The organism is Bifidobacterium sp. LH_558, from assembly GCF_056356295.1.
The window spans coordinates 256,972-282,564 of sequence record NZ_JBKETZ010000002.1 but is presented as its reverse complement, the minus strand read 5'-3'; the positions used below and the strand labels follow the sequence as shown (position 1 = coordinate 282,564).

General features: G+C 60.7%; 17 protein-coding genes and 1 tRNA gene. 12 read left to right on the top strand and 6 right to left on the bottom strand.

What is annotated here, in order from left to right; translation table 11 throughout:
• Positions 1–39: 39 nt before the first annotated feature.
• Both AC1AV0_RS03965 and AC1AV0_RS03960 read left to right on the top strand, forming a co-directional pair.
• On the top strand, positions 40–1,947 hold the full coding sequence (locus AC1AV0_RS03965) for an ABC transporter ATP-binding protein (RefSeq protein ID WP_476571311.1): 1,908 nt from the start codon (positions 40–42) through the stop codon (positions 1,945–1,947).
• 70 nt (positions 1,948–2,017) lie between these two features.
• Entirely contained in the window at positions 2,018–3,844 is a 1,827-nt protein-coding gene (locus tag AC1AV0_RS03960; RefSeq protein ID WP_476571635.1) for an ABC transporter ATP-binding protein, read from the top strand.
• A 367-nt stretch (positions 3,845–4,211) separates the two neighbouring features.
• Here AC1AV0_RS03960 and AC1AV0_RS03955 read toward each other — a convergent pair whose 3' ends face one another.
• A complete protein-coding gene (locus AC1AV0_RS03955; protein WP_476571309.1) occupies positions 4,212–5,264 on the bottom strand; it encodes an FAD:protein FMN transferase in 1,053 nt (350 codons plus the stop codon).
• Between the two features lie 80 nt (positions 5,265–5,344).
• Between AC1AV0_RS03955 and AC1AV0_RS03950 the strand changes: the two genes are divergently transcribed.
• Positions 5,345–6,730 carry an MFS transporter gene (locus AC1AV0_RS03950; RefSeq protein WP_476571633.1) on the top strand — a complete coding sequence of 462 codons (1,386 nt, stop codon included), beginning with the start codon at positions 5,345–5,347 and terminating at the stop codon, positions 6,728–6,730.
• Here the strand turns inward: AC1AV0_RS03950 and trhA are convergent.
• Positions 6,727–7,521, bottom strand: coding sequence for a PAQR family membrane homeostasis protein TrhA (gene trhA, locus AC1AV0_RS03945; RefSeq protein ID WP_476571631.1), 795 nt, complete (start codon positions 7,519–7,521; stop codon positions 6,727–6,729). The genes AC1AV0_RS03950 and trhA overlap by 4 nt on opposite strands.
• A gap of 924 nt (positions 7,522–8,445) precedes the next feature.
• Here trhA and AC1AV0_RS03940 point away from each other — a divergent pair.
• Positions 8,446–9,948, top strand: coding sequence for an ATP-binding protein (locus tag AC1AV0_RS03940; RefSeq protein WP_476571307.1), 1,503 nt, complete (start codon positions 8,446–8,448; stop codon positions 9,946–9,948).
• Between the two features lie 82 nt (positions 9,949–10,030).
• On the opposite strand, the gene AC1AV0_RS03935 is transcribed toward AC1AV0_RS03940, so the two are convergent.
• The 4 genes from AC1AV0_RS03935 to AC1AV0_RS03920 all read right to left on the bottom strand — a co-directional run bounded on the left by AC1AV0_RS03935 (position 10,031) and on the right by AC1AV0_RS03920 (position 14,852).
• A complete protein-coding gene (locus AC1AV0_RS03935) occupies positions 10,031–13,228 on the bottom strand; it encodes a DUF3427 domain-containing protein (protein WP_476571305.1) in 3,198 nt (1,065 codons plus the stop codon).
• A gap of 19 nt (positions 13,229–13,247) precedes the next feature.
• Complete coding sequence (locus AC1AV0_RS03930; RefSeq protein ID WP_476571303.1) at positions 13,248–13,673, bottom strand: (deoxy)nucleoside triphosphate pyrophosphohydrolase; 426 nt, start codon at positions 13,671–13,673, stop codon at positions 13,248–13,250.
• Positions 13,674–14,003: 330 nt separating this feature from the next.
• Positions 14,004–14,091: transfer RNA gene (locus tag AC1AV0_RS03925), tRNA-Ser, on the bottom strand.
• A 95-nt stretch (positions 14,092–14,186) separates the two neighbouring features.
• Positions 14,187–14,852, bottom strand: a complete 666-nt coding sequence (locus AC1AV0_RS03920; RefSeq protein WP_476571301.1) for a YesL family protein — start codon at positions 14,850–14,852, stop codon at positions 14,187–14,189.
• Positions 14,853–15,045: 193 nt separating this feature from the next.
• Between AC1AV0_RS03920 and AC1AV0_RS03915 the strand changes: the two genes are divergently transcribed.
• The 8 genes from AC1AV0_RS03915 (at position 15,046) to yicI (ending at position 25,588) form a co-directional block, all read left to right on the top strand.
• Positions 15,046–15,342 (top strand): hypothetical protein, encoded by a 297-nt coding sequence (locus AC1AV0_RS03915; RefSeq protein WP_476571299.1) that lies wholly within the window; start codon positions 15,046–15,048, stop codon positions 15,340–15,342.
• Positions 15,343–15,348: 6 nt separating this feature from the next.
• A complete protein-coding gene (locus AC1AV0_RS03910) occupies positions 15,349–16,083 on the top strand; it encodes an ABC transporter permease subunit (protein WP_476571297.1) in 735 nt (244 codons plus the stop codon).
• Between the two features lie 27 nt (positions 16,084–16,110).
• Positions 16,111–17,043 (top strand): carbohydrate ABC transporter permease, encoded by a 933-nt coding sequence (locus AC1AV0_RS03905; RefSeq protein ID WP_476571295.1) that lies wholly within the window; start codon positions 16,111–16,113, stop codon positions 17,041–17,043.
• An 85-nt stretch (positions 17,044–17,128) separates the two neighbouring features.
• Positions 17,129–18,901, top strand: coding sequence for an ABC transporter substrate-binding protein (locus AC1AV0_RS03900; RefSeq protein ID WP_476571293.1), 1,773 nt, complete (start codon positions 17,129–17,131; stop codon positions 18,899–18,901).
• Positions 18,902–19,081: 180 nt separating this feature from the next.
• Positions 19,082–19,759 carry an SGNH/GDSL hydrolase family protein gene (locus AC1AV0_RS03895; protein ID WP_476571291.1) on the top strand — a complete coding sequence of 226 codons (678 nt, stop codon included), beginning with the start codon at positions 19,082–19,084 and terminating at the stop codon, positions 19,757–19,759.
• Positions 19,752–21,221: an alpha-L-fucosidase gene (locus AC1AV0_RS03890; RefSeq protein ID WP_476571289.1), complete on the top strand. Its 1,470-nt coding sequence runs from the start codon at positions 19,752–19,754 to the stop codon at positions 21,219–21,221. The genes AC1AV0_RS03895 and AC1AV0_RS03890 overlap by 8 nt, the downstream gene beginning before the upstream one ends.
• A 93-nt stretch (positions 21,222–21,314) precedes the next feature.
• Positions 21,315–23,456 (top strand): beta-glucosidase, encoded by a 2,142-nt coding sequence (locus AC1AV0_RS03885; protein WP_476571287.1) that lies wholly within the window; start codon positions 21,315–21,317, stop codon positions 23,454–23,456.
• Between the two features lie 92 nt (positions 23,457–23,548).
• The gene (gene yicI / locus AC1AV0_RS03880) at positions 23,549–25,588 is read left to right on the top strand and encodes an alpha-xylosidase (protein ID WP_476571285.1); all 2,040 of its coding nucleotides are present in this window, start codon (positions 23,549–23,551) and stop codon (positions 25,586–25,588) included.
• Positions 25,589–25,593 lie beyond the last annotated feature (5 nt).

Genomic DNA, 25,593 nt, shown 5'->3' with positions numbered 1-25,593 from the left:
ATAATGAACACTGTAAGAAATAAATATTGAGAGGAAATCATGCTTCGTATCTGCAAATATCTGTCGAAGACGGAGGTCGGCGAGATGCTCGTCGCCCTCGTCTTCATCGTCGCGCAGATCTGGCTTGACCTGGAACTGCCCGACTACATGTCCCAGATCACCACACTGGTCGAAACCCCGGGCAGCGAGATGGGCGACATCTGGATCGCGGGCGGCAAGATGCTCGCGATCTCCCTCGGCTCCGTGGCCTGCGCCATCATCACCGGCTTCTTCGCCGCGCGCGTGTCCGCATCCTTCAGCCAGCGTCTGCGCAGTCTGGAGTTCGCCAAGGTCGAATCGTTCTCGACGGCCGAACTCAACCGCTTCTCCACCGCCAGCCTGATCACGCGCTCCACCAACGACGTCACGCAGATTCAGATGTTCATCACCATGGGCCTGACCATGATCGTCAAAGCGCCGATTATGGCGGTGTGGGCTGTGTGCAAAATCGCCGGCAAGGGCTTCGAATGGACGCTGGCCACCGGCATCGCCGTGGCTGTTCTGCTGGTGGGCGTCGCCGCGCTGATGGCGCTGGTCATGCCGAAGTTCCGCGCCATGCAGGAGCTCACCGACAACATCAACCTCGTGGCCCGCGAGAACCTCACCGGCCTGCGCGTGGTGCGCGCCTACAACGCCGAGGACTACCAGGAGACGAAGTTCGCCAAGGCCAACAAAGACCTCACCGACACCCAGCTGTTCACCAACCGCGCCATGGCCATCATGATGCCGCTGATGAACACCGTGATGAACGGCCTGATGCTGGCCGTCTACTGGATCGGCGCGTATCTGATCGAAGCGGCCGAAGCGACCGACAAACTCACCCTGTTCTCCAATATGGTAGTGTTCTCCAGCTACTCCGTGCAGGTCATCATGAGCTTCCTGATGCTGAGCATGGTGTTCGTGCTGTGGCCCCGCGCCGACGTGTCCGCCAAGCGTGTGCTCGAAGTGCTCGACACCAAGCCCACCATCGCGGACGGCCCCCGCACGTCGGGTGAACCGGGAGTGTCCGGCGAAGTCGAATTCCGCGACGTGACCTTCACCTACCCCGATTCGCAGTCCCCGATGCTCGAACATGTGAGCTTCACCGTCAAACCCGGCCAGACCATCGCTTTCATCGGATCCACCGGCTCCGGCAAATCCACGCTGATCAACCTCGTGCCGCGCTTCTACGACGCCACGGAGGGCGAGGTGCTCGTCGACGGCGTGAACGTGCGCGACTACGAACTCAAGGCCCTGCGCGACAAAATCGGCTACGTGCCGCAGACCTCCGTGCTGTTCAAGGGCACGGTCGAATCCAACGTCAGCTACGGCGACGGACGTTCCTCGCTCCGTCATCCTGAGCGTAGGCCGCAGGCCGGAGTCGAAGGATCTCGCGAGGGGGATGCCTCGACTGCGCTCGGCATGACGAAAGAGGGGGCGCTCGGCGGGGCGAGGGAAGGCGTGCTGTCGAGTAATGAAGGCGTGCTGACAGGCGAAGCACTCACCGACTCCGTGCGCGAGGCCTGCGACGTGGCCCAAGCCGCGGAATTCGTCGAGAACATGGACGGCGCCTACCAGGCATCCATCGCCCAAAGCGGATCCAACGTGTCCGGCGGGCAGAAACAGCGCCTCTCCATCGCCCGCGCGGTGTGGCGCAATCCGGAAATCCTCATCTTCGACGATTCCTTCTCCGCGCTGGACTTCCGCACCGACCGCGCCGTGCGCGACGCGCTCAAAACCCACGCGCAGGGCTCGACGAAAATGATCGTCGCCCAGCGCATCGGCACCATCATGGACGCCGACCAGATCGTCGTGCTCGAACAGGGGCGCATGGTCGGCCACGGCACCCACAAGCAGCTGCTCGACGAATGCGACGTGTACCGGCAGATCGCGGAATCCCAGCTCACCCCGGAAGAACTTGCCTCGTAAGGACGTGACGAATATGACTGAAACAACCACACGCAGGCGTCCGATGGGCGGACGCGGACACGGCCCCGGCATGGGCGGCGTCGTCGAGAAACCCGCCGACTTCGGTGGTTCGATGGGCAAGCTCATCGACTTCGCCAAAAACTTTATTCCGGCCGTCATCATCGCGCTGATTCTTGGCATGGCCGGCACCATCTGCCAGATCGTCGGCCCCGACAAACTCAAGGACGTCACCAACGAAATCGCCAAAGGCCTGCCCGCGCTGGTCGACGGCAAGCCCGTGCTCGGTGCGATCGACCTCGAGGCCGTCACGCATATCGCGCTGATCCTTGTGGCGCTGTACGTCGGCTACGCGCTGCTGGGCTACCTGCAGAGCCTGCTGATGGCCACCGTCACCCAGCGGGTGGCGCAGAACCTGCGCACGGCCATCAGCGCGAAAATCAACAAACTGCCGCTTAAATACTTCGACAAAGTCAGCTACGGCGACGTGCTCTCCCGCATCACCAACGATGTGGACGCCATCGGCCAGACGCTGGGGCAGAGCCTGGGCAGCCTGATCACCTCGATCACGTTGTTCGTCGGCTCGCTCGTCATGATGTTCTACAACAGCTGGCAGCTCACCCTGTGCGCCATCGGCGCCGCGGTGGCCGGCGTCATCATCATGATGGTGATTATGATGGCCTCGCAGAAGTACTTCACCCGCCAGCAGATCGCGTTGGGAGACGTCAACGGCCACGTCGAGGAGATGTACACCGGCCATGTGGTCGTCAAGGCCTACTCCGGCGAAGCCAAGTCGATCGAGCAGTTCGAGCGGTACAACGCCGACCTGTACGATTCCGGCTGGAAGTCGCAGTTCCTCTCCGGCCTGATGATGCCGCTGATGAACTTCGTCTCTAACTTCGGTTATGTGGTGGTGTGCGTGGTGGGCGCGGCGCTCGCCATGAACGGCACCATCACCTTCGGTGTAATCGTGGCGTTCATGATGTACATCCGCCTGTTCACCCAGCCGTTGAGCCAGTTCGCGCAGGCCTTCCAGAACCTGCAGCGCACGGCCGCCGCCTCCGAGCGCGTGTTCGGATTCCTCGACGAGCCCGAAATGGCCGACGAATCCGACTTCAAGCCGATGCTCGGCTACGGCCGCGACGAAAACGGCAAGCCGACGCGCGTGCGCGGCGACGTGGAATTCAGCCACGTGAGCTTCGGCTATACGCCCGAGCGCACCGTCATCCACGATTTCTCCGCCGAGGTGAAGGCCGGGCAGAAAGTCGCCATCGTCGGCCCCACCGGCGCGGGCAAAACCACCATGGTGAACCTGCTGATGCGCTTCTACGAGATCTCGGGAGGATCAATCTCCATCGACGGCGTGGACACCAAGTCCGTGCCGCGCTGGAACGTGCACGACCAGTTCTCGATGGTGCTGCAAGACACGTGGGTGTTCCACGGCACCGTGCGCGAGAACATCGTCTACGCCAAGCCGGACGTCACCGACCAGCAGGTCGAGGATGCGTGCCGAGCCGTGGGTCTGCACCGTTTTATCTGCTCGCTGCCGCAGGGCTACGACACCGTGCTCGACGACAAAACCGCGCTGTCCGCGGGGCAGAAGCAGCTGCTCACCATCGCCCGAGCCATGGTGCAGGACGCGCCGATTCTCATCCTCGACGAGGCGACCTCGTCGGTGGATACGCGCACCGAGGAACTCATCCAAAAGGCGATGGACCAGCTGACGGTGGGCCGCACGAGCTTCGTGATCGCGCACCGACTGTCCACCATCCGCGACGCCGACATGATTCTCGTGATGCGCGACGGCGATATCGTCGAGCGAGGCACACACGAGGAACTGCTCGCCGCCGACGGCTTCTACGCGAGCCTCTACAACTCGCAGTTCGCCCTCACCGACTGACGAGTCTGATGGTCCAATCCCCGTCGTCCTGAGCGGAGTGGATTTTTCAGGACGATGGGGGAGAGGACGCGCGCGAACCCGGTGTATGAAATACGCCGTGGGTTAGCGCGGCGGTGAAATGCGCGCAGCACATCCCCTGCGCTTCGGCTTCGCGGTCGCATCCCGCGATGGAGCAGACATGTCCCCCCCATGATCATCTGCCTTTCCTCACTATGGAACGCCACTGTCCTACAAACGGCTCCCGTCTGTTATCCGCCATCGTATCCGCCTGAACTTGACGAAAAGCGCCAAGATGACTGAAACATGCGGTTGGGCGACTGAATCATGCATGCCGACCGGTATTTATGGGCGCGCCGCGGGGAATCGTCTAGCAGGCGAACAGGTTGCCGGGAAAGCCGCGGCTGATGGATGCGGTGCGGTCTGGGCGCATGACGGCGCAGTCGAAGACGAACCGCGCGCGCAATCGTTCGGGGCTGACGACGAACAACGCGGTGGCCAGCCCGTCGGCCAATGCGGTGGGTGGTTCTGCGGAGGTCCGCGACGGCACCGCAACCCAAGTCGCGGCGACATCGCTCGCCGGTCGTCCGTCGACGGCGTTGATCAGATGATGCAGCCGTTGCCCCGCGGCTTCGCCCCAATGGCGGCGGCTCGGCGCGCTCGCGCAGAACGCGCCGTCATCGATCTCGGCCACGCCCACGGCTTTGGTTGGATCTGCCGGATCCTCCAGACCGATGGTGATCGGCTCGCCGGGGGAATGGACGCGCAGATCGCCCCCGGCGTCGATGAGCCAGCAAGCGGATTCCGTTTCGTTACCGTCCGCCCGGCTGGCGCCCATCTCTCCGTTCTCTCTCCGGCTCTCGCGTCCGATTTCGTCATCCGACCATTCTGCGCGTCCGGCATCTTCGCCTGAGCCAAGAAAAGTCGCCAGCAGATCGACGAGATACCCTTTGCCACACGCGCCGAAATCCAACGAAACAGGCCGTTTGGTGACCAATGTGCCGCCATGTCGCTCCACATCATCGCGCCAAGTCGGACGGCCATGAACGCTACCCAAACGTCCGTCGGCATCCGCCTCCATAACGAAACTCAAGTCGGCACCGTAGCCGAGCCGAGTCAGATCCTCGCCCACGCAGGGGTCGATCGCCCCATCGGTGGCCTCCCCCAGCCGATCGTACAGATCAAACAACGGAGTCGCCCAGTTGGGAAAAAAGAAGGTGCCGCCGTGCCTGTCCTCGCGCATCGCCGAAACCGGCGAGTCAGGGCGGAAGCGCGACAAACAACGCTCATACTCATCGGCAAATATGCGGATTCGCGCCTGCGTCTCCCCGCTGAGCGGTGCCGACGTGCGAATGATGATCCCTGTGCCCAACGCGCGTGGAAGCGCCATCGTGTGGGGCATGCGTTCGGCGAGTCGACTCATGGTGTCCATTGTAGGGAGAGGATTGCGTTAACATAGTGTCAACTTCGCAATGGGGGAGGTTCACTATGAGCGATGCAACGATGCCATCGACCCGCGCCGCGCGTGCGGTCAAAGATTTGCCCGCCGCCAAGGTGTGGGCGTTCGCCGTCGGACAGTTCGGCTGGGCCCTGCTGTCCGGCATCATCTCGAACTGGCTGGTCTACTTCTACCAGCCCGACCAGGAGACCATCGACCAAGGGCAGACCGTGTTCGTGCCGCAAGGACTGGTGGTGCTGGGCGTGGTGACCGTGGTGGGCGGTATCACCGCGTTCGCGCGTTTCTTCGACGCGTTCGTGGACCCGGCGGTGGCGAGCCTGTCCGACCGGTGCAAGTCCAAGGCGGGCCGCCGCATCCCCTTCCTGAAATTCGCCGCTCTGCCGCTGGCCGTGGTCACCGTGCTCGTGTTCTGGAGCCCCGTGAACGGCACCAGTTGGGTGAACGCCGCGTTCCTGTTCGTCACTGTGATCGGCTACTACATCGCGCTCACCTTCTACTGCACGCCCTACAACGCGCTGATCGCCGAACTTGGGCATGATTCCAAACAGCAGCTCAACATCTCCACCGCCATCTCGTTCACGTGGGTGTTCGGCACCGCCATCGCCTACGTGGCACCCGTGATCTGGGGTGCGATGACGCCGGGGCTCGACCGCGTCACCGCCATCCGCGTGACCTTCACCATCATGGCGGCGATCGCGTTCGTATGCATGCTTGTGCCTGTGCTCGCCATCGACGAGAAGGAATACGTCAAATCCCAGCCGACCAGCGAATCCACGCTCGTCTCGCTCAAAGAGACCTTCCGTGACGGCGAATTCCGCAAATTCGTCGGCTCCGACGTGGTCTATTGGGTGGCGATCACCACCTTCCAGACCGGCCTGCCGTTCTTCGTGACCAGCCTGCTGAAGCTGCCCGAAACCACGTCGACGGTGTATTTCGTGCTGATGACCGCCGTGTCCGTGCTGTTCTATCTGCCGGTCAATCTGTTCGCCAACCGCGTGGGCAAGAAGAGGCTGCTGCTGGGCGCGTTCGTGCTGTTCACCTGCGCGTTCGCCTTCGCCGGCATGCTCGGCTCGGGCCTGTTGGGTGCGATTCCGCCGATGGTTCAGGGTCTGATTCTGTCGGTGGTGGGTGCGATCCCGATGGCCGCGTTCGGCATCCTGCCGCAGGCGATCGTCGCGAATATCGCCGACGCCAGTTCGAAAACCACCGGCCAGGACCGCCAAGGCATGTTCTATGCGGCCCGCACGTTCGCGATGAAGATGGGGCAGAGCGTGGCCATGCTGCTGTTCACCGGCGTTTCGACCATCGGCATGGCGTCCGGGACCGGCTATCGCATCGCCGCGATCTGCGCCGCGGTGCTGTGCGGCATCGGCGGCGTGGTGTTCGCGTTCTACAACGAGAAGAAGGTGCTCGGCGTGCTGGAAGGCTAACGCATGCCGCATACCACCAGATACACCGCCACCACATGACAGACGTATCCGGCGACGGTGCCAAGGTGGAACACCTCGTGGAACTCGAACCATCCGAGAATCGGATTGGGCTTGCGGATCGCGAAGCACACCGCGCCCGCGATATAGCAGGCCCCGCCCACGGCGATCAGCACAGTCGCGGCCGGTCCCACCGTGGGGCTTGCCCACAGAATCGGCATAATCGCGAGCGGCGCGAGGCCGATCGTCACATAGATCACGGAATTGATCCAATCCGGCATGCGGATCCACAGCAGATGCAGTACGGTTCCGATCAGCGCCGCCGACCAGATGAACGCCAGATACGGCCAGCGCACGCTCGGCGGCAACGCACACACAATCGGGGTGTTGGTGCCCGCGATGATGAGGAAGATATTGGAGAAGTCGATGCCGCACAGCAGCTGTGTGATGCGCGGACTCCACGATTTCAGGTGCAGCAGCGCGGAATTGCCGAACAGCAGCACGGCCGACAATCCGTAGACGGCGCAGGCGGCTTTCATCATGCCGGCGGGTGCCAAGCAGATCAGCACGATGGATGCGGCCAGTGCCAGCGGGGTCATCATGGCGTGCAGCCAGCCGCGCATCCGGGGTTTGCGCTGCCCGTAGCCGTCGAGCGTGACGATGCCGGCGCGGGCATCCGCATCGAGCGATGCGCGTTTGGCGCGACGGCAGTCGGTTTTCGAATCGATGTAACGCTGGCGCACGATGGTGAGCTCGCGTTTGAGTTGGGCACGGCGTTGGCGCTCGGCGAGCAACGCATCATAGGCGGACTGGGCTTGGGCGATGACGGTGGGGTCGGTGCAGGTGGCGGCCGCGACTTTGGCCGCGCGGCAGGTCTGCTGGGCCGCTTCTTTGGCGGTTTCCTGCTCGTATCGGCGTTGGGCTTTGCGCGCGGCCCGCGAAGTCGGATCGAAGGTGATGCGGATGACGGACTCGACCGCATGCCGCACGCTCTCGCCGGTTGTGGATGAAGGCGCGGCGCCGTGCTGACGTGATGATACGACCGGTTCGCTGTGGCTCATGGCACTTCCCGTCTCTTCGCGTACGGTAACCTACGCAACCGTAACTTACGGTACCGGCCGATTATGGGAGTTTCCTGTATGCGTCCAGTCTCATGGGATGGTGCGGGGCGCAGGTCGAGAAGGAATGTCGTGAATGTGCGTATGGCCGAAGGTCGGCTTATGAGGCGGTGTGAATCGCGGGCTGAGAAAGGGGAAGGTGCGGCCGTGTTCAAACCACAACGACGACCGCTCAGGGTAGCAGCCCCTTCGCAAGTGAGCCTTCCTCCCCAACGAACACGCTACCCTCCACAATGTTTCGAATCAAGGACTCTGCCTTAAACGCGCGGCTATACGCGCAAAACGTGTGCCGACACCCCCATGTCGGCGTGTCGAACCGGTCCGTTGGCCCACCGCGGTCAGATGGCGCCCGATCATTGGCGCGTCTTCGCGTGTGGTGAGGCGAATGTATGTCGGAAGGCAGGTTCGAGGACTTAGGAAGTTCTACCTAGGAACCTAGGAAGATTACTTAGGAACCTAGGAAGATTACTTAGGAACCTAGGAACTTTACCTAGGAACCTAGGAAGTCTACTTAGGAACCTAGGAACTTTACCTAGGAACCTAGGAAGTTGTGTTATGCTAAGTTCCTAGGTTGGCTTTCTTGATTTAAGGCAGGCTCTCATGTTCTCAAAAATTTCCAACGACAGGGATTTGGCGAACGCGATTGATTTGATGCGTGAGGTCGGCACGGATTTGGCTGATTACGAAATCAAAGAAGCTGGAGGTGGTTTTCCTTCCTCGGTCGTGGAATCAATGGTGGCGTTCGCCAACACTTCTGGTGGCGTCATAGTGCTGGGCATTTCCGAAAAAACGTTCCGAGCGGTTGATGTCGATGTGAAACTGCTGCAGTCGAGGCTGGCCCAGACGGCTCGTGAGCATATCGTTCCAGCTGTGCACGCTGATATTCTTGTGCTGCGTTATGACGGCAAGCCGGTTGTTGTGGCCAATGTTCCTGAATTGTCGGCGGCGCAGAAGCCTTGTTATGTCAAAAAACATGGCAGGGTGCAAGGCTCGTACTTGAGGACGGGGGATGGCGACTACCGCCTGACGATGTACGAGATCGATCGTTTTGTGGAAAACCAGCATCGTGTGGCTCGTAATGACGTTGATATGGTGTTTGACGCCACTGTTGATGATCTTGATAAGGAATTGCTGGATGGTTGGTTGAGGATTCAGCGCGGTGGATCGTTTGGCGGCACCTCTTCGATGAGCGATGAGCAGCTGATGGTGAATCGCCGGATTGTGGCCTATGATTCTCAAGGCGCGCTGCGTCCTACAATCGCGGGATTGTTGGCGCTTGGCTCGTTTCCCCAAAAGTTTTTCCCTCGCTTGAATGTCGTCTTTTCGGCTTTTCCGACTTCGGTCAAGGGGGATGCCGCTACGGGTGGGCGTCGTTTCGTGGATTCAGAGAACATCGATGGTTCGATTCCCGTCATGCTGCTGACGGCTTTGCGAGCGGTGTCGCGCAATATTAGGCATGGGGCTGTGGTCCAAGGCGCCTTGCGCGAGGATGTGCCGGAGTATCCGCTCGCCGCCGTTCGTGAGGCGGTCGCGAATGCGCTTATGCACAGGGACTATTCGTTGGATGCGCAGGGATCTCCGGTGCGTGTGGAACTGTATCCGGATCGGCTTGAAATCATTAATCCAGGTGGCTTGTTTGGCCCTTTGACAGTCGAAGAGCTTGGTGAAAAAGGCGGGACGCAGTCTAGAAATCAGTTTCTTTCGAGAATTCTTGAGGATGTTCCCTATACCGATATCGATGGCAAGGTTGGTCGTGTGGTTGAGAACCGCGGAACCGGATACGCGATCATCAAAGGATCTCTTGCCGAGGCTCTGATGGACCCTCCTATTTCGGTAAGCACGTTGAGTGAGTTTCGTATTCTGTTCCGACATCGCAAGATGACCGAGCAGGAGGGTGTTTCGTATTCGCGTGGCAACATAGAGCAAGCCATCTTGACGTATTTGACTGAACGGCAAAGCGCCAGCACATCTGAGTTGGCGAATGCCGCGGGATTATCCACGAAGACAATCCGCGATTATATTTCTCGCATGATGGCTGAAGGCGTGGTCGAGGGCATCGGCTCCAAGTACAGCCCTAAACGCCGATATCGTCTTGTGCGCTAACCCGCATGAAGTTGTCGCGGAATCGCGCAAAATCCCACGGTGCTTGGCTTCCGTTCCCTAAGGAATTGGGCTGAAAGTGGGGTTAGCAGGTCGACCGCCCTGTCAGATGCCGATAGAGTTCCGTGTCGAGCGGCTTGGCAAGACGCAGATTGGTGACGGTGACATTGACCGTTTTGGAGCCATCCGCGTCGGGTTTCTGCGTGGGGATAAGGTCGCTGAATGAAGCGACATGTCCGACGTAATAGTATCGAGCCTCTTTGGCCTCCTCTTTGCGCATAACGAACAACGGGATGAAGTGGGTGCCTTGCCAGCCGGGCGTATTGCGGCCTTCGTTCATCCACTGGAACTCCGGTGAGCCGGGCGTACGCCCATTCTTGCTGTAATAGCGCATGTCCTGCGGTCCGAGGAACTCATCCTCGTACTGGCTTGCGGCGTACTTGACGAAGATAGGCATGGTGCCGGTATCGCGGTGGCAGAAGTATCCGCCGACGTTTTGTCCGTTCATCTCCTTGCTCCAGCCGAGCAGGCGGACCACGTCGGCGAGTGTGTACTTCTGCTCGTATAGGAAGCCGTGGTCGAGTTCCCGTTGCTGAGCTTTGGCGTGGGCGAACAGATCTCGACAGTTGGACAGGCCGCACCGCAGCGCGTCGGCAAAGAAGATGCGGAACGTCCGGTTGCTGGACAGCAGGTAGGCGAATGTCTCGCTCAGTTGCACGTGCTGGCCGTCGGTTGTGGTTTCAATCAATGGTGTTGCGCCGAATCGTTTATGATTCGCGGCGATGAAGTAAGAGAAGTCAAGCGTGCGAAGCGCCGAGTCGATCTGGGTTTGGTTCAGATACGCATCGGGGAATTGCTCGGCGATGACGTCGGCCAGTTCCGTTAAGGCAAGTGGCGCTGCCGGTTGCCAGCCGACGTTCCGGGAACCCGCGGCATCGCTTATGCGCTCTTCCTGGAAGCGGCACAGGCGATCCAATATGACCAACTCATGCGGGCGTAGCCCGGGAACCAAGAGTTCGGTCGCCATTTTCAGAATGCCGTTTGCAGTGTCGTCGACGGGCTCCAGTTGATCCAAGTATGAGGGCTCATCGTTTTCATTGCGCTTGCTGCGGCTCAGACTCTGTTCCCGGGAACGCACGAAATCGAGATAATTCCCACTCTTCGAGGCGAGTGTGAACGGCAACGACGGGTCGTGCTCGTATACGTCGATGAGCATAGGGATGCGGCCTAGTTGGAAGCGCAGCTGCCGGTATTGTTCGGTGAGCTTCTTCATGTCCGACCAATCGGCCGTGTCCAGAGATTTAAGCACACGTTCTTTGGCTATGGAATCAAAGCTGATTGAAGACAATCCGATGGTGCGGCGCTGCAGGTTCTTGCGTGCGGTGTCGCGGTCGCCGGTATTGCCGTACAAGGCGACGGGGATGAGGTAGTTGTTGGCGTAGTTGCCGATGAAATCAATGACGATAACGCTGTCTTTGTGCGGAAACTTCCTTAGTCCGCGCCCCAGCTGTTGTGTGAACACAATGCTGGACTGCGTGTTGCGCAACATCACGATTTGGTTGACGGCGGGGATGTCGATGCCTTCGTTGAACAGGTCAACGGTGAACAGATAGTCGTATTCACCTTCTTCCAGCAGTTTGACCATCGTTTCTCGGTCTGATTGCTTCGGGTGCGTGGCGCTGGTGATCGCGGCGGTGCGATAGGTACGCTCGGCCTGCTGGTTGTATTCCTGATTAAACAGGCGGGACAGCTCTACCGCTTCCTCCTGTCTGCTACAGAACACCAACCCTGTGATCGGCTGGTGATAAGGGCTGTATTGTTGAAGTTTGTCGATGATATAGCGGACGCGTTCGCTGGTCGCGAGCTGGCTGATCTCGTAATTGAGCTGCTTGCTGTCGTCGGCCGACAGGCCGTTGGACACGTCGATTCTCCGGCCGTGTTGGTCGTCGGATCCAAGATATTCCGCGACTCCGTAGTAATGGAACGGGCACAGCATGTCTTCGTCGAGCGCTCGCTGCAGACGAATCTCATACGCGATGTTGTGGCCGAAAAGCTTGAAGATGTTGATGCCGTCGGTGCGCTCCGGGGTGGCGGTCATACCGAGTATGAAATCGGCGTCCTTAAAGTGGTCGATGACGCGCTGGTAGCTGTCGGCGCCAACATGGTGGGCCTCATCGACCAGAATATAGTCGAATTCGTCGGAATCGAATTGGCGCAGCACTTCTGGCTTGCAGAGCGTCTGGATGGTTGCGAACACGTATTTACGGTCGGATTGTTTGCTGCCTCCCGTGAACAGTCCCATTTCCTCGGGGGCACAGTGCAGCACTTTCTGATAGGACTTCATCGCGCTGGTGAGAATCTGTTGCTGATGCACGATGTAGAGCATGCGTTTGGGCTTGACCGCCCTTACGTCGAATGCCGACAGATATGTTTTTCCGGTGCCGGTGGCGGAGATGAGTATCGCTCGATGCTCGCCTTGCTTGCGCAGCTTCGCAAGGTTCATCAACGCTTCCTGCTGCATGGCGTTGGGCGTGATTTCAATGTTTTCGAGAGACTTGAGGATTTCGCGTCTCGGCGGTGCGTATTTCTTGAAGTCCTCCTCGTATTGTTTGATCCACTCTTCGGTCAGAGGCACGGAATTCGCGACCTGAGAATCCAGCTCGTTTTGGAATTGCTCAACCAACTCGCCTTCTTTAAGCGACGAGATCTTGAGATTCCACTCGCGTTGGCTGTTGAGCGCCTTGTGGGTGAGGTTCGAGCTGCCCACATATAGGTTGTAGTATGGCTTGCCGTCTTCCATGCGGCGAGCGAATACATAGCCTTTAGGATGGAACGGTTGCCCTTGCCTCGAGTGGGCGCTGAGTTTGTCTGATGGTTCCGCCCACACGCGAACATCTACATTCGAGGTGTTTTTCAAACGCAGCAGATCCCAGAATGCCGAAGGCGAGTTGAAATAGTTTTTGGTGGAAGTGATGAGGCGGCTTGGCGTGCTGTCTGAAGTTTGAGATTCCGCCCTGCTTTTAAAGGACTCAAAAAGCGTGCGAATCGCTCTGGCCGACACGAACGCCACGGAGATGTCGAAGGATTCGCTGTTGGCCAGCTCTTCGCTGATCGCGTCGCACATGGTGTTGCCCGGTCGGTTGGCGATGAGTTTTGGCGAGTATACGCCAGGAGCGTCCATTGTGGATTGGATAAGTCCCGAGACCACGTCCTCCAGCACTGATGAAGAGCCGGCGTCCAAGTTCGTGTCGAAGCGAGCGGTGGCGGAGAATTGGCCGTTCATACGTGAGGTCCTTGCTTGATTACTGACGTGTCTGAGTCGCTGTGGCGATAAGGCGTACGGCTTCCCGATCCGCCGGTGCCCAGTCCAGATCGGGCAGCTTTGCCGGTATGAGCCAACATATCCTCTGATGTTCGGTTAGATGTGGAGTGCCCTCAATAAGGTGACATAGAAATGTCGTTAATTGCACTGTGCCGAAGTCATAAACATATGTGGATGTGCACAGTTCCTCGCCTATTTCGATTTCGCAAAGCAGTTCCTCTTCGATTTCACGGTGCAACGCCTCACGAGCGGTTTCATGCGGTTCGATCTTGCCTCCCGGGAATTCCCAGTAGTCCGCCAAAGATTTCTCCTTGCCGCGTTGTGCGCACAACACCATGCCGTCTTTCATAATGGCGGCTCCGACGACTCGAATCACCTTGCAGCCGTCGATTTCGTTTTCTGCCATATGCCCACGCATCCCGTCCCGCTCAACGAATTCTGGATGGATCCAGGATACAACTGGCTCCGTGCGATGTCGTGGATCGACAAGGAACGAGGGGGCCTCTTTCGAACTGCCTGTTGCGCAGAATCAGCCGCCGAATGCGTGTCTGAATGAGGTCATGAAGAGTTTGGTGTGTCGGGTCGCTGAGCCTCGCTCGCATAAAACGATTGATTCTCGAGTTTGGTGTGCAAAATCGGCCATATTCGGCAAACCCGACACACCAAACTCGTTGTTGACTCGGATTTGCTGCCCTGAAAACGAAAAAGGGTTTTGAAATTTCTTTCAAAACCCTGGTGGCGGAGGATACGAGATTCGAACTCGTGAGGCTGTTACACCAACACGCTTTCCAAGCGTGCGCCATAGACCACTAGGCGAATCCTCCAGTGCGTGTACCCCGTCTGGCGGTTTTGCACGCAACTCGAAATAAGATACCACGACTTGCGGATAAGCAAAACTTCCGCGTGGCGCGTCCGCCGTTTACTGGATTGAGGCGGTGGGGAGCGAGTAGTCGGGCTGGTCGTTGCGCGGTTTGGTGGGGTCGCCGCTGACATGGTCGAAGATGCGCAGGTAGACCAGGGATTTCGCATAGGCAAGCCATGCGCAGCCGAACAGAATGAACAGCACTCGGAAGAATCCGGTGAAGCTGAACAGCGCGGCCGCGGCGATGTCGATGGCGATGATGGCCAGCGTGTGGCGGAATGCCGCCCAAGGCAGACGCGCCGCGTTGAGCAGCGTGGCCCGGAAGGTGTTGCTGTATCGCGCCTGCAGGGGGAAGTAGTATTCGAAGGTGAGGAAGACGATGGCTGCCGCGAGGATAAGGAACGGCAGGGTCACGTACGCGAGATCGGTGTCGAGCGCGTTCCAGAACACGAGGCCGAAGATGATCAGCGCCGCCAGTACGACGAAGATCAGCGAGGCGCCAATGCCTCGCACGAACTCGCGTTTGAATCGCTTCAGATATTCGCGGCACAGAGGGATGTCCTCATTGTCGGTGTAGGCGAACACCGTGCTGTAGAGGGCGGCGCGTGCGGGGCCGATGGTCACCACCGGAATCAACGTGACGATGAATACCAGATTGAGCGCGAGATATCGCACGCACAATGTGACGAACTGCCAAAAGGGGCCTTCAAGGTTAAATTTCATTGCTGCTTTCCTTCCTTGGAAATCGTACCAGTCACCACGTGTCGCAGCCGGTTTGACAGCCGCTGAAAACCAGTATACTATGCTTATTTATAACCTAATAAATAAGCAGGTTCAAGTCTGGCGGCAATGATGCGCCACCGATATGTCTTGGATCGTTTCGTTAGGAATATTCACCGAACCAAAGGAGGAGAAGGTGCCGTCTTCAGAGGGAGCCGGAGTGGCTGCTGCTTCGGGCGACGTGGTCGCGTCGAACGGTGCCGGCGGGATTGATTCCCGCCGCAAGCGTCGCATGGCGCGCAAGGCCGAGAAGCAACTCAATAGGAACAACAGCTCCAAGCGCCACAGCATCAACCTGTGGCTGCTGATCGTTCCGTTCCTGATTCTGTCCCTGCTGTTCAGCTATCTGCCGTTGTTCGGCTGGGTCTACGCATTCTATGACTACAAGCCGCCGATCCCGCTGTCCGAAAGCGAGTTCGTCGGTCTGCAGTGATTCGAGATGATGGTGCAGAACCCGGCTCAGCTCAGGGCCATCGGTCAGGTGCTCATCAACACCTTCGCCATGAGCGGCCTGAACATCCTCACCTCGTTCCTGCCGCTGATCTTCGCGATCATGCTTAACGAGGTGCGCGCCAAGTGGTTCAGGAACCTGGTGCAGACGCTCACCACGCTGCCGAACTTCATCTCCTGGGTTCTGGTGTACGCCGTGGCGTTCGCGATGTTCTCCTCCACCGGCATGATCAACGAGCTGCTGGAGAACCTGCACTTGATCACCGAGCCGATCAAGTTCCTCGACTCCGACGACCACACCTGGCTCAAGATGCTGCTGTGGAACCTGTGGAAGGGCGTCGGCTGGGGCTCGATCCTCTACCTCGCCGGCATCTCCGGCATCGACCAGGAACTGTATGAGGCCGCTCAGGTCGACGGCGCGAACCGCTTCCAGCAGATTCTGCACGTCACCGTCCCGCAGCTGCTGCCCACCTACTTCGTGCTGCTCATGCTGTCGGTCTCCAACTTCCTGAACAACGGTATGGACCAGTACTACGTGTTCCAGAACGCGTTCAACATGCAGCACATCCAGGTGCTTGACCTCTACGTCTACAACATCGGTATGGGACAGAACTCCCTGTCTCTGGCGACGGCCATCTCGATGCTGAAGTCCTTGGTGAGCGTGGGCCTGCTGATTCTGGTGAATTGGCTGTCCAAGCGCACCCGTGGCGAGTCGATTGTCTGAGCAAGCGGAGAGGGTAAGGAAAACATCATGAGCCGTACAATCAAGCAGGGTATCGCTCCGGCGATGCGTCGCACCAAAGGCGAAGAAGCGTTCAATGTGTTCAACATCATCTTCTGCGTCATCTTCGCGTTTATCTGCGTGTACCCGTTCTACTACCTGATCATCAACTCGATCTCCGACAACGCGGCCTCGGCCGCGGGCGAGGTGAACTGGCTGCCGCAGGGCATCCACTGGGAGAACTACAAGCAGGTGTTCGCCCTTGATGGCCTGTCCACCGCCGCCTTCATCTCCCTGGCCCGTACGGTGATCGGCACCGTGCTCACCGTGGCCGCCAGTGCCTTCCTGGGCTTCATGTTCACTCAGAAGAAGATGTGGCACCGCCAGCTGTGGTACCGCGTGATCGTGGTCACGATGTACTTCAACGCCGGCCTGATCCCGATGTTCATCACGATGAAGAACCTGGGACTCACCAACAACTTCTGGGTGTACATCCTGCCCGCCATCGTGCAGCCGTTCAACATCATCTTGGTCAAGACCTTCGTCGAGTCGATTCCCGCCTCGCTGCAGGAGGCCGCCGAGATGGACGGCGCCGGCACGCTGACGGTGTTCTGGAAGATCGTCTTGCCGATGATGACGCCGATTCTGGCCACCGTGGGCATCTTCTCCGCCGTCGGCCAGTGGAACTCCTTCCAGGACACGCTGGTGTACATGACCGATTCGAAGCTGTACTCGCTGCAGTATCTGCTCTACACCTACATCAACCAGGCCAACGCATTGGCCGCGTCGGTGAAGGCCAGCGCCGGTACCGCGATCAACGTGGCGGCCCTGGCCACGCAGCAGACTCCGACCTCGATCCGTATGACCGTCTCCGTGATCGTTGTGCTGCCGATCCTGTTCGTCTACCCGTTCTTCCAGCGCTTCTTCGTCAAGGGCATGATGCTCGGCGCCGTCAAGGGCTGATCTCGAAGGTGGGCCGGGGCGTGCCGCGCCCCGGTCGCCGACAAGACTTCACATCACTATAAGAAAACAGAAGAAAGGAAACCCCATGTCCATCAAGAAGAAGGTCACCTCGGCGATTGCCGTGGGCCTGGCCGCGGCGATGACGATGTCGCTGGCGGCATGCGGCGGCAACGACACCGCCGTCGATGCAGAAGACAATGGCGAGCTGATCACCGTTGAGGTGTTCGACGCCTTGGCGAACTACCAGGGTGAGCAGAAAGGCTGGTTTGCCAAGCTCATCAAGGACAAGTTCAACATCAAGCTCAACATCATCGCCCCGAACGTCGCGGGCGGAGGCACCACGCTGTTCGATACCCGCTCCGCCGCCGGCAACCTCGGCGATCTGATCATCTACGGCTACGACAGCGGCCAGGGCGAGCGCTTGGTCAAGGCCAATCTTCTCGCCGACATGACTCCGTACCTCGACGGTATGGACAACATCAAGAAGTACCAGAGCGCCATCGACTCCATGAACGAGACCATCGGCCAGGATTCCGGCGTGTGGGGCGTCCCCGGCTCCGTGTCGTCGCGTCCTCCGACCGATCCCTCGGAAGGCCTGGAGCCCACCTTCGGCCCTTACCTGCGTTGGGACTACTACAAGGCCATCGGCTACCCCGAGATCAACACCCTCGAGGACCTCATCCCCGTGCTCAAGGAGATGCAGGACAAGGCCCGCGAAACCGAAGGCAGCAACGATATCTATGCCATGAGCCTGTTCAAGGACTGGGATGGCAACATGATGAACAACGCCAAGCAGCCCACCTGCTTCTACGGATGGGACGAGCTGGGCTTCGTGCTGGCCAAGGCGGACGGTTCGGGCTATGAGTCCGTCGCCGACGAGGATGGCATCTACGATCGAGTGATCAAGTTCTTCAACGCCGCCTACCGTGCCGGCATCGTCGATCCCGAGTCGACCACCCAGAACTACGACACCATGAACTCCAAGTACAAGGAAGGCAAGATCCTCTTCTCCTTCTGGCCGTGGCTGGGTCAGGCCGCCTACAACACCGTGGAGAACAAGGAGGCCGGCAAGGGCTTCATGATCGCTCCGCTCAAGGACCAGAAGATCTTCTCCTACGGCGCCCACCCGAATGGCGAGCGTCAGTTCATCGGCATCGGTTCCCAGAGCAAGTACAAGCAGCGTCTCGTCGAGTTCATCGACTGGCTGTATTCGCCTGAGGGCATCTACTGCTCCGGCGCCCAGACCGGCGGCGCGGCCGGCCCCGAGGGTCTCAACTGGGAGGTCGTGGACGGCGAGCCCGTGCTCACCGAATTCGGCTCCACCGTGCTGAACGGCGGCAGCGCCAACGTTCCGGACGAATGGGGCGGCGGTTCCTACTCCGACGGCATCTCCGCGCTGAACTATCCGACCGTGGTGGTCAACGACGTCGATCCTGAGACCGGCTATCCGTACAACGCCTCGATGTGGCCGAGCGAGCTGGAGAAGTCCAACAATTACGCCCTGAACAAGGATTGGTCCGAGTTCATGGGAGGCTACAGCACCACGATGGAGTACCTTGAGGCCAACGACATGATTGACGTTGCCCCCGGCGCCTCCTACGTGACTCCGACCGAGGACTCCAAGATCACCACGTTGCGCGGTTCGGTGAAGACGGAGATCATCAACGCCTCCTGGCAGGCTTCCTTCGCTGAAACTGAGGAGGAATGCGACCAGATCATGGCCACGATGCGTGAAACCGTCAAGGGTCTGGGCATCGACGAAGTGCTTGAGGTCGACATGACGAACGCCAAGGACCAGCAGGCCGCCCGCGAGCAGATCGTCAAGGACTACGAAGCGGAGCACGGCAGCGACGAGTGACCGTCGACGGTTGTGAAGACCGTTGGTCTGTCTCCGGCGGAACGCCTCCGTCTCCGCCGGAGCCCCCTTTATAACTGAATATCGAATCATCATGCGGGGTACCGACTCAACGAACCGGAATCGGTACCCCGCATGCGTATCACGTTCCGGGACGCCGCCGTCCCCTCCCCAAGGAATCCCATGTTTCTTTTTCCCAAGTCCTCACGCATCGTGTTCGTAGGCGACTCCATCACCGACGCCAACCGCGACCGGACCGCCACCCCCGGCGGCTGGGGCTACGGCAACGGCTACGTCAACACGCTGCACAATCTGCTGACCGCGGTCTATCCCGACCGCGCGCTGTGCACCATCAACTCCGGCATCAGCGGCGACGACATCGTGCTGATGGCCGAGCGGTGGCAGCAGGACGTCATCGACCTCAACCCCGACTATGTGTCCGTGATGATCGGCGTCAACGACGCGTGGCGCCACTTCGACGGCCCCCTGTGGCAGGCCCGCCTCAACACCGTGGAGGAGTACGAGCGCATCTACGACGAGCTGCTTGAGCGCACCAAGGCAGAGGCGCCGAATCTCAAAGGCCTGATCGTGATGCGTCCGTTCATGTTCGAACCCAACCCGCACGACCAGATGCGCGCTAAAGTCGAGGAGTACGCGGCCGCCGCCAAGCGCGTGGCCGAGCGACACGACGCCGTGTTCGTGGACACCCAGGCCGCCGTGGACCATTGGCTCACCCAGCTGCACGGCTGCCTCGCCAGCCCGGACCGCGTGCACCCCTTCGAGCGGGGCGCGATGATCATCGCACGCTCGTGGTGTCAGGCCGTTGGTTTCGATTGGAACAGGAGCACATTCGATGATTGATCTCAAGCAAGTGGACGCGGTGATCGCCGCCGGTCCGTACGAGCCGACCTGGGAGTCGCTTTCCCGCGTCGAGGTGCCGGGCTGGTTCCCCGACGCCAAATTCGGCATTTTCACCCACTGGGGTCTGTACACCGTGCCCGAATACCGCAACGAATGGTATTCGCGCAACATGTACATCCAGGGGTACCCGGAGTTCGAGCACCATGTGGCCACCTATGGCCCGCAGAAAGAGTTCGGATACAAGGATTTCATCCCGATGTTCACCGCCGAGGCCTTCGACGCGGACGAATGGCTTGACGCCTTCCATGCCGCCGGCGCGAAATACTACTTCCCCGTGGCCGAGCACCATGACGGATTCCAGATGTACGCCAGCGAGCTTTCGCACTGGAACACCGCCGAGATGGGGCCCAAGCGCGACATCATCGGCGAGCTGCGCGAGGCCACGCTGCGCCACGGCATGCACTTCGCCACCTCGAACCACCGCGCCGAGCACTGGTGGTTCATGGGCCACGGCCGCGAATTCGACTCGGATGTGAAGGAGCCGATGAGCCGCGGCGACTTCTACTGGCCCGCCCACCCCGAGCCCGACAACCAGGACCTGTTCAGTCTGCCGCGACCCGACGAGGAGTACCTCGACGACTGGCTGCTGCGCGTGTGCGAGCTGGTCGACAAGTACCGTCCGGAGATGGTCTACTTCGACTGGTGGATCCAGCACGAATCCTTCAAGCCGTACATCAAGCGCTTCGCCGCCTACTACTACAACCGCGGCGTGGAGTGGGGCATGCCGGTGATCGTGTGCTACAAGGACGACGGCATGGCCTTCGGCGCGGGACTGGCCGATGTGGAGCGCGGTGGCTTCGCGGCCCCGACCCCGTTCGTCTGGCAGACCGACACGGCCATCGCCCGCAACTCGTGGTGCTATACCAACAGCCTCGAATACAAGAGTCTGTCGGAACTGGTCGTCACTTTGGTGGATACGGTGAGCAAGAACGGCAACCTGCTGCTCAACGTCGGCCCCCGCGCCGACGGCTCGATCGCCCCGCACGACCGCGAGCTGCTTGAGGGCATCGGCGCATGGCTTTCCGCCAACGGCGCCGGCATCTACGGCGCGCGCCCGTGGCGGGTGAGCGGCGAGGGGCCGACCCAGCCGGAGTCGGGCTCCTTCGCCGACCAGAAGCCGGTCGAATGGACCTCGGCCGACTGGCGGTTCACCACGAACAACGGCGACATCTACGCCTTCTGCCTGAACCCGAACGGCGTCAAGGAGCTGACCATCGCCAGCTTCTTCGCCTACCACGACGGCCAGCGCGCGCCGTTCCACGGCATCGTCACCGGCGTGGAACAGCTGGGCGCGGGCGCGGTGCCGTGGGAACGCACCGACGAGGGGCTGGTCGTCACCCCCGCCGAACGACCCGGCGTCGCGGCCGATCTGCCGGTCGGATTCGCCATCACCATCGCATAACAACACGAACCCGTGCAGCCGCGCACGACCACGCGGCCGCACGAATCCGCGCATTCCGCGCATCCTCACCGATCCACAGGAGACAGAACCCCGATGACCGTCATCACCGAAGCCAACAAGACGAAGGCAAGCGAGCTGCTCGCGCAACTCACGCTGGACGAGAAGATTGGCATGATTCATGCCGCCGGCCTGTTCCGCACCGAAGGCGTGCCGCGTCTGGGCATCCCCGCGCTCAAGATGGATGACGGCCCGATGGGCGTGCGCGCCGAACTGCACAACGACAACTGGATGCCGCTGTACAACACGCGCGACTACGTGACCTACCTGCCGTCCGGCTCCGCCCTCGCCTCCACATGGAATCCGCGGCTCGCCCGTCTCGTGGGCGAGGTGCTCGGCGAGGAGGCGCGCGGCCGCGGCAAGGACGTGATCCTCGGCCCCTCCATCAATATCAAGCGCAGTCCGTTATGCGGGCGCAATTTCGAATATATGAGCGAGGACCCGCGTCTCACCGCGGATATGGGCGTCGCGTACATCCAAGGCGTGCAGGAATCCGATGTGACGGCCTGCGCCAAGCATTACGCGGCCAACAGCCAGGAGACGGACCGTCTGGAGGTGGACGAGACGATTAGCGCGCGGGCGCTGCGCGAGATCTACCTGCCGGCCTTCGAGGAGGCGGTGAACGACGGAGGCGTGCTGTCGCTGATGGGCGCCTACAATCTGGTCAACGGCACGCAATGCTGCGAATCCAAAGAGCTGCTCGACGACATTCTGCGCGACGAATGGGGCTTCGACGGCTTCGTGGTCTCCGATTGGAGCGCGGTTAAGCGCACCAAGGCCAGCGCGGAGGTGGGGCTCGATGTGGAGATGTCGGTGACGGCGAATTTCGACGAATACTTCTTCGCCAACCCGCTGAAGGCGGCCGTCGAATCCGGCGAGGTGAGCGAGGCCGACGTGGACAGGAAGGTGTGGCGGGTGCTGTGCGTGATGGACGCGCTGCACATGCTGGGCGAGGTCCGCGCCGACCGTGCCGCCGGATCCTACGCCACCGTCGAGCACACGAGCGCGGCTCTGGAGGCGGCTCGCGAAGCTGTCGTGCTGCTCAAGAACAAGGCCGGGCTGCTGCCGTTGGACGCGCGCGCCATGCGCCGTCTGCTTATCGTCGGCGCCAACGCCGACCGTATCCACTCCAACGGCGGCGGATCCGCCGTCATCAAGGCGCTGCATGAGATCTCGCCGCTGCTCGGACTCAACGGCCAGTTGGGCGGCAACGTCGAAATCACCTACGCGCCGGGCTACGACGCCAAGCAGGTGATGCAGGACGCCACCTGGCAGGAGGAAAGTCTGGAGAACTCCTCCGGCGAGCATGTCGACGACGCCGAACGCGCGCGTGAGCTGCGCGACGAGGCCGTGGCTCTGGCACGCCAGTTCGCCGAGGCCGGCGACCCGGTGCTGTTCGTCGGCGGACTCGACCACGAGCACGATCTGGAAGGTCGCGACCGCGAGACCATGCGCCTGCCGTACGGGCAGGACGCGCTTATCGAGGCGTTGCTCGACGCCGCCCCGAACGCGATCCTCACCTTCGTGGCCGGATCTCCGGTCGCGATGCCGTGGGCGGCGCGCGCCAAAACCATCGTCTGGAGCTGGTACAACGGCTGCGAGGGCGGCACGGCGCTCGCCGAAACGCTGCTCGGCCGTGTGAATCCCTCCGGACATCTGCCCGAAACCTTCCCGCTTGCGCTGGAGGACTGCCCGGCCCATGCGGTCGGCACCTTCGGCCCCGGTCTGCACGTCGACTACGCCGAAGACGTGTACGTCGGCTACCGCTATTACGAAACCCGCGATGTGCCGGTGCTGTTCCCGTTCGGGCATGGCCTGTCGTACACAAGTTTCGAATACCGCGACCTCGACGTGCGCCGCGTGCGCGACGGCATCCGCGATTGCGTCCGCGTAAGCTTCACCGTGTCGAATGTGGGCGAGCGCGACGGCAAGGCCGTGCCTCAGGTGTATCTCGGATTGGAGGGCACCGGCGAGGACCGGCCCGTCAAGGAGCTCAAGGGCTTCGCCAAGGTGGCGCTCGCCGCCGGTGAATCCCGTCAGGTCAGCATTATGATGGATGCGGGCAAGGCGTTGCGCTACTGGTCGAATGCAAGCGGTGGGTTTGCGCTCGCGCCGGAGTCTGTGGTGCATGTGGGTGAATCCGTGCGCGATATTCGACTTCTCGGGCGTGTCGCCTGAGCTTATTTATAAACTTATAAATAAGTCAAATGACGACCGGGCCGCGTTCCGTCGAAGGAGGGCGGCCCCGCACTGCAAAGGAGCAAGGCTTTATGAAGTTCCTCAACGGCGGCTGGCTGATTCGTGACGGCTACGACGTCAAATACGCGGCCAACATCTACACGGCCAACGTCGAGCCCAAGAAGCTCACGTTGTTCTGCCCGTTCGGCGTGCCGATCCACCACCCCGGCCAGACGCTCGGCGGCGGCATCCTCACCATCGAGGTCACCTCGCCGCGCCCCGACATCATCACCACGCGTCTGATCAACCTGCGCAAGGACCGCTCGAACTGCCCCAAGTTCCAGCTCAACGAAACCGATCCGGACGTCACCATCGAGGAAAACGACGAGGCCTGGGAGTTCACCTCCGGCCGTCTGACCCTGAAGATCGCCAAGGGCGAGACCATCGACTTCCAGTACCTCTACGACGGCAAGGAGATCGCCCACTCCGGCTGGCGAGCCAAGGCGCTGGTCACCGATCCGGACGGCCAGCTGCACGTCTCCGAGCAGCTCGACCTCGGCGTGGGCGAGAAGATCTACGGTCTGGGCGAGCGCTTCACCAACTTCATCAAGAACGGCCAGAGCGTCGAGATCTGGAATGAGGACGGCGGCACCGGCACCGAGCAGGCGTACAAGAACATCCCGTTCTACCTGAGCAACAAGAACTACGGCCTGTTCGTGGATACCCCGGGCAAGGTCAGCTTCGAAATCGGCTCCGAGAAGGTCTCCCGCGTGCAGTTCTCCCTGCCCGGCGAGGAGATGAGCTACTCGGTGATCGGCGGCGAGAACCTCAAGGGCATTCTCAACACCTACACCGACCTGACCGGCAAGCCGCCGCTGGTGCCCGAATGGAGCTACGGCCTGTGGCTGTCCACCTCGTTCACCACCGACTACGACGAGAACACCGTGATGGAGTTCGTCGACGGCATGGCCGAGCGCGACATCCCGCTGAGCGTGTTCCACTTCGACTGCCGTTGGATGAAGGAACTCGAGTGGTGCAACTTCGAGTGGGACGACTCCAAGTTCCCCGATCCCGAAGGCATGCTGGCCAAACTCCATGAGCGCGGCCTGAAGGTGTGCGCCTGGATCAACTCCTATGTGGGCCAGAAGTCCCCGCTGTTCGCGGAGGGCGCGGCCAAGGGCTACTTCATCAAGAACGCGGACGGCTCCGTGTGGCAGTGGGATCTGTGGCAGGCCGGCATGGCCATCGTCGACTTCACCAACCCCGAGGCCACCGCATGGTACCAGAACCACCTCAAGCGACTGATGGCCCAGGGCGTCGACTGCTTCAAGACGGACTTCGGCGAGCGCATCCCCACCAAGGACGTGCGCTACTTCGACGGCTCCGACCCCGAGCTGATGCACAACTACTACACCTACCTGTACAACAAGGCGGTGTACGACGTGATCGCCGAGGTCAAGGGCGCGGACGAGGCCATCCTCTTCGCCCGTTCGGCCACCGTCGGCGGCCAGCAGTTCCCCGTGCACTGGGGCGGCGACTGCTCGTCGAACTATCCCTCGATGGCGGAGTCCCTGCGTGCGGGCCTGAGCTTCGGTATGTCCGGCTTCGGCTATTGGAGCCACGACATCGCCGGCTTCGAGGACAAGCCCACCCCCGACCTGTTCAAGCGCTGGACCCAGTTCGGTCTGCTCAGCTCGCATTCGCGCTACCACGGCTCCACCGAATACAAGGTGCCGTGGCTGTACGGCGACGAGGCGGTGGACGTCTCCCGCGAGTTCACCAAGCTCAAGCTGCGTTTGAAGCCTTATCTGCTCGAGCAGGCGAAGGTCACGCATGAGACCGGTGTGCCGATGATGCGCGCCATGGTGCTGGAATTCCCGGATGATCCCTCCTGCGAGGATATCGACACCCAGTACATGCTGGGCGACGACCTGCTGGTGGCGCCGGTGTTCAGCGAGGACGGCACCGCACGCTTCTACGTGCCGGACGTCGGCGGCGACCAGGCGGGCAAGCCGTGGACCAACCTGATCACGGGTGAGACCCACGAGCCGGGCCGCTGGTACACCAAGACCTACGACTACCACACCCTGCCGGTGCTGGTGCGTCCGGGCGCGGACCCGCTGAACGCCTAAGTAGG

Coding starts and splice junctions, on each gene's coding strand:
- AC1AV0_RS03965 (WP_476571311.1), top strand. CDS start 40: ATGCTTCGTATCTGCAAATATCTGTCGAAGACGGAGGTCGGCGAGATG.
- AC1AV0_RS03960 (WP_476571635.1), top strand. CDS start 2,018: ATGGGCGGCGTCGTCGAGAAACCCGCCGACTTCGGTGGTTCGATGGGC.
- AC1AV0_RS03955 (WP_476571309.1), bottom strand. CDS start 5,264: ATGAGTCGACTCGCCGAACGCATGCCCCACACGATGGCGCTTCCACGC.
- AC1AV0_RS03950 (WP_476571633.1), top strand. CDS start 5,345: ATGCCATCGACCCGCGCCGCGCGTGCGGTCAAAGATTTGCCCGCCGCC.
- AC1AV0_RS03940 (WP_476571307.1), top strand. CDS start 8,446: ATGTTCTCAAAAATTTCCAACGACAGGGATTTGGCGAACGCGATTGAT.
- AC1AV0_RS03935 (WP_476571305.1), bottom strand. CDS start 13,228: ATGAACGGCCAATTCTCCGCCACCGCTCGCTTCGACACGAACTTGGAC.
- AC1AV0_RS03930 (WP_476571303.1), bottom strand. CDS start 13,673: ATGGCAGAAAACGAAATCGACGGCTGCAAGGTGATTCGAGTCGTCGGA.
- AC1AV0_RS03920 (WP_476571301.1), bottom strand. CDS start 14,852: ATGAAATTTAACCTTGAAGGCCCCTTTTGGCAGTTCGTCACATTGTGC.
- AC1AV0_RS03910 (WP_476571297.1), top strand. CDS start 15,349: ATGATGGTGCAGAACCCGGCTCAGCTCAGGGCCATCGGTCAGGTGCTC.
- AC1AV0_RS03905 (WP_476571295.1), top strand. CDS start 16,111: ATGAGCCGTACAATCAAGCAGGGTATCGCTCCGGCGATGCGTCGCACC.
- AC1AV0_RS03900 (WP_476571293.1), top strand. CDS start 17,129: ATGTCCATCAAGAAGAAGGTCACCTCGGCGATTGCCGTGGGCCTGGCC.
- AC1AV0_RS03895 (WP_476571291.1), top strand. CDS start 19,082: ATGTTTCTTTTTCCCAAGTCCTCACGCATCGTGTTCGTAGGCGACTCC.
- AC1AV0_RS03890 (WP_476571289.1), top strand. CDS start 19,752: ATGATTGATCTCAAGCAAGTGGACGCGGTGATCGCCGCCGGTCCGTAC.
- AC1AV0_RS03885 (WP_476571287.1), top strand. CDS start 21,315: ATGACCGTCATCACCGAAGCCAACAAGACGAAGGCAAGCGAGCTGCTC.
- yicI (WP_476571285.1), top strand. CDS start 23,549: ATGAAGTTCCTCAACGGCGGCTGGCTGATTCGTGACGGCTACGACGTC.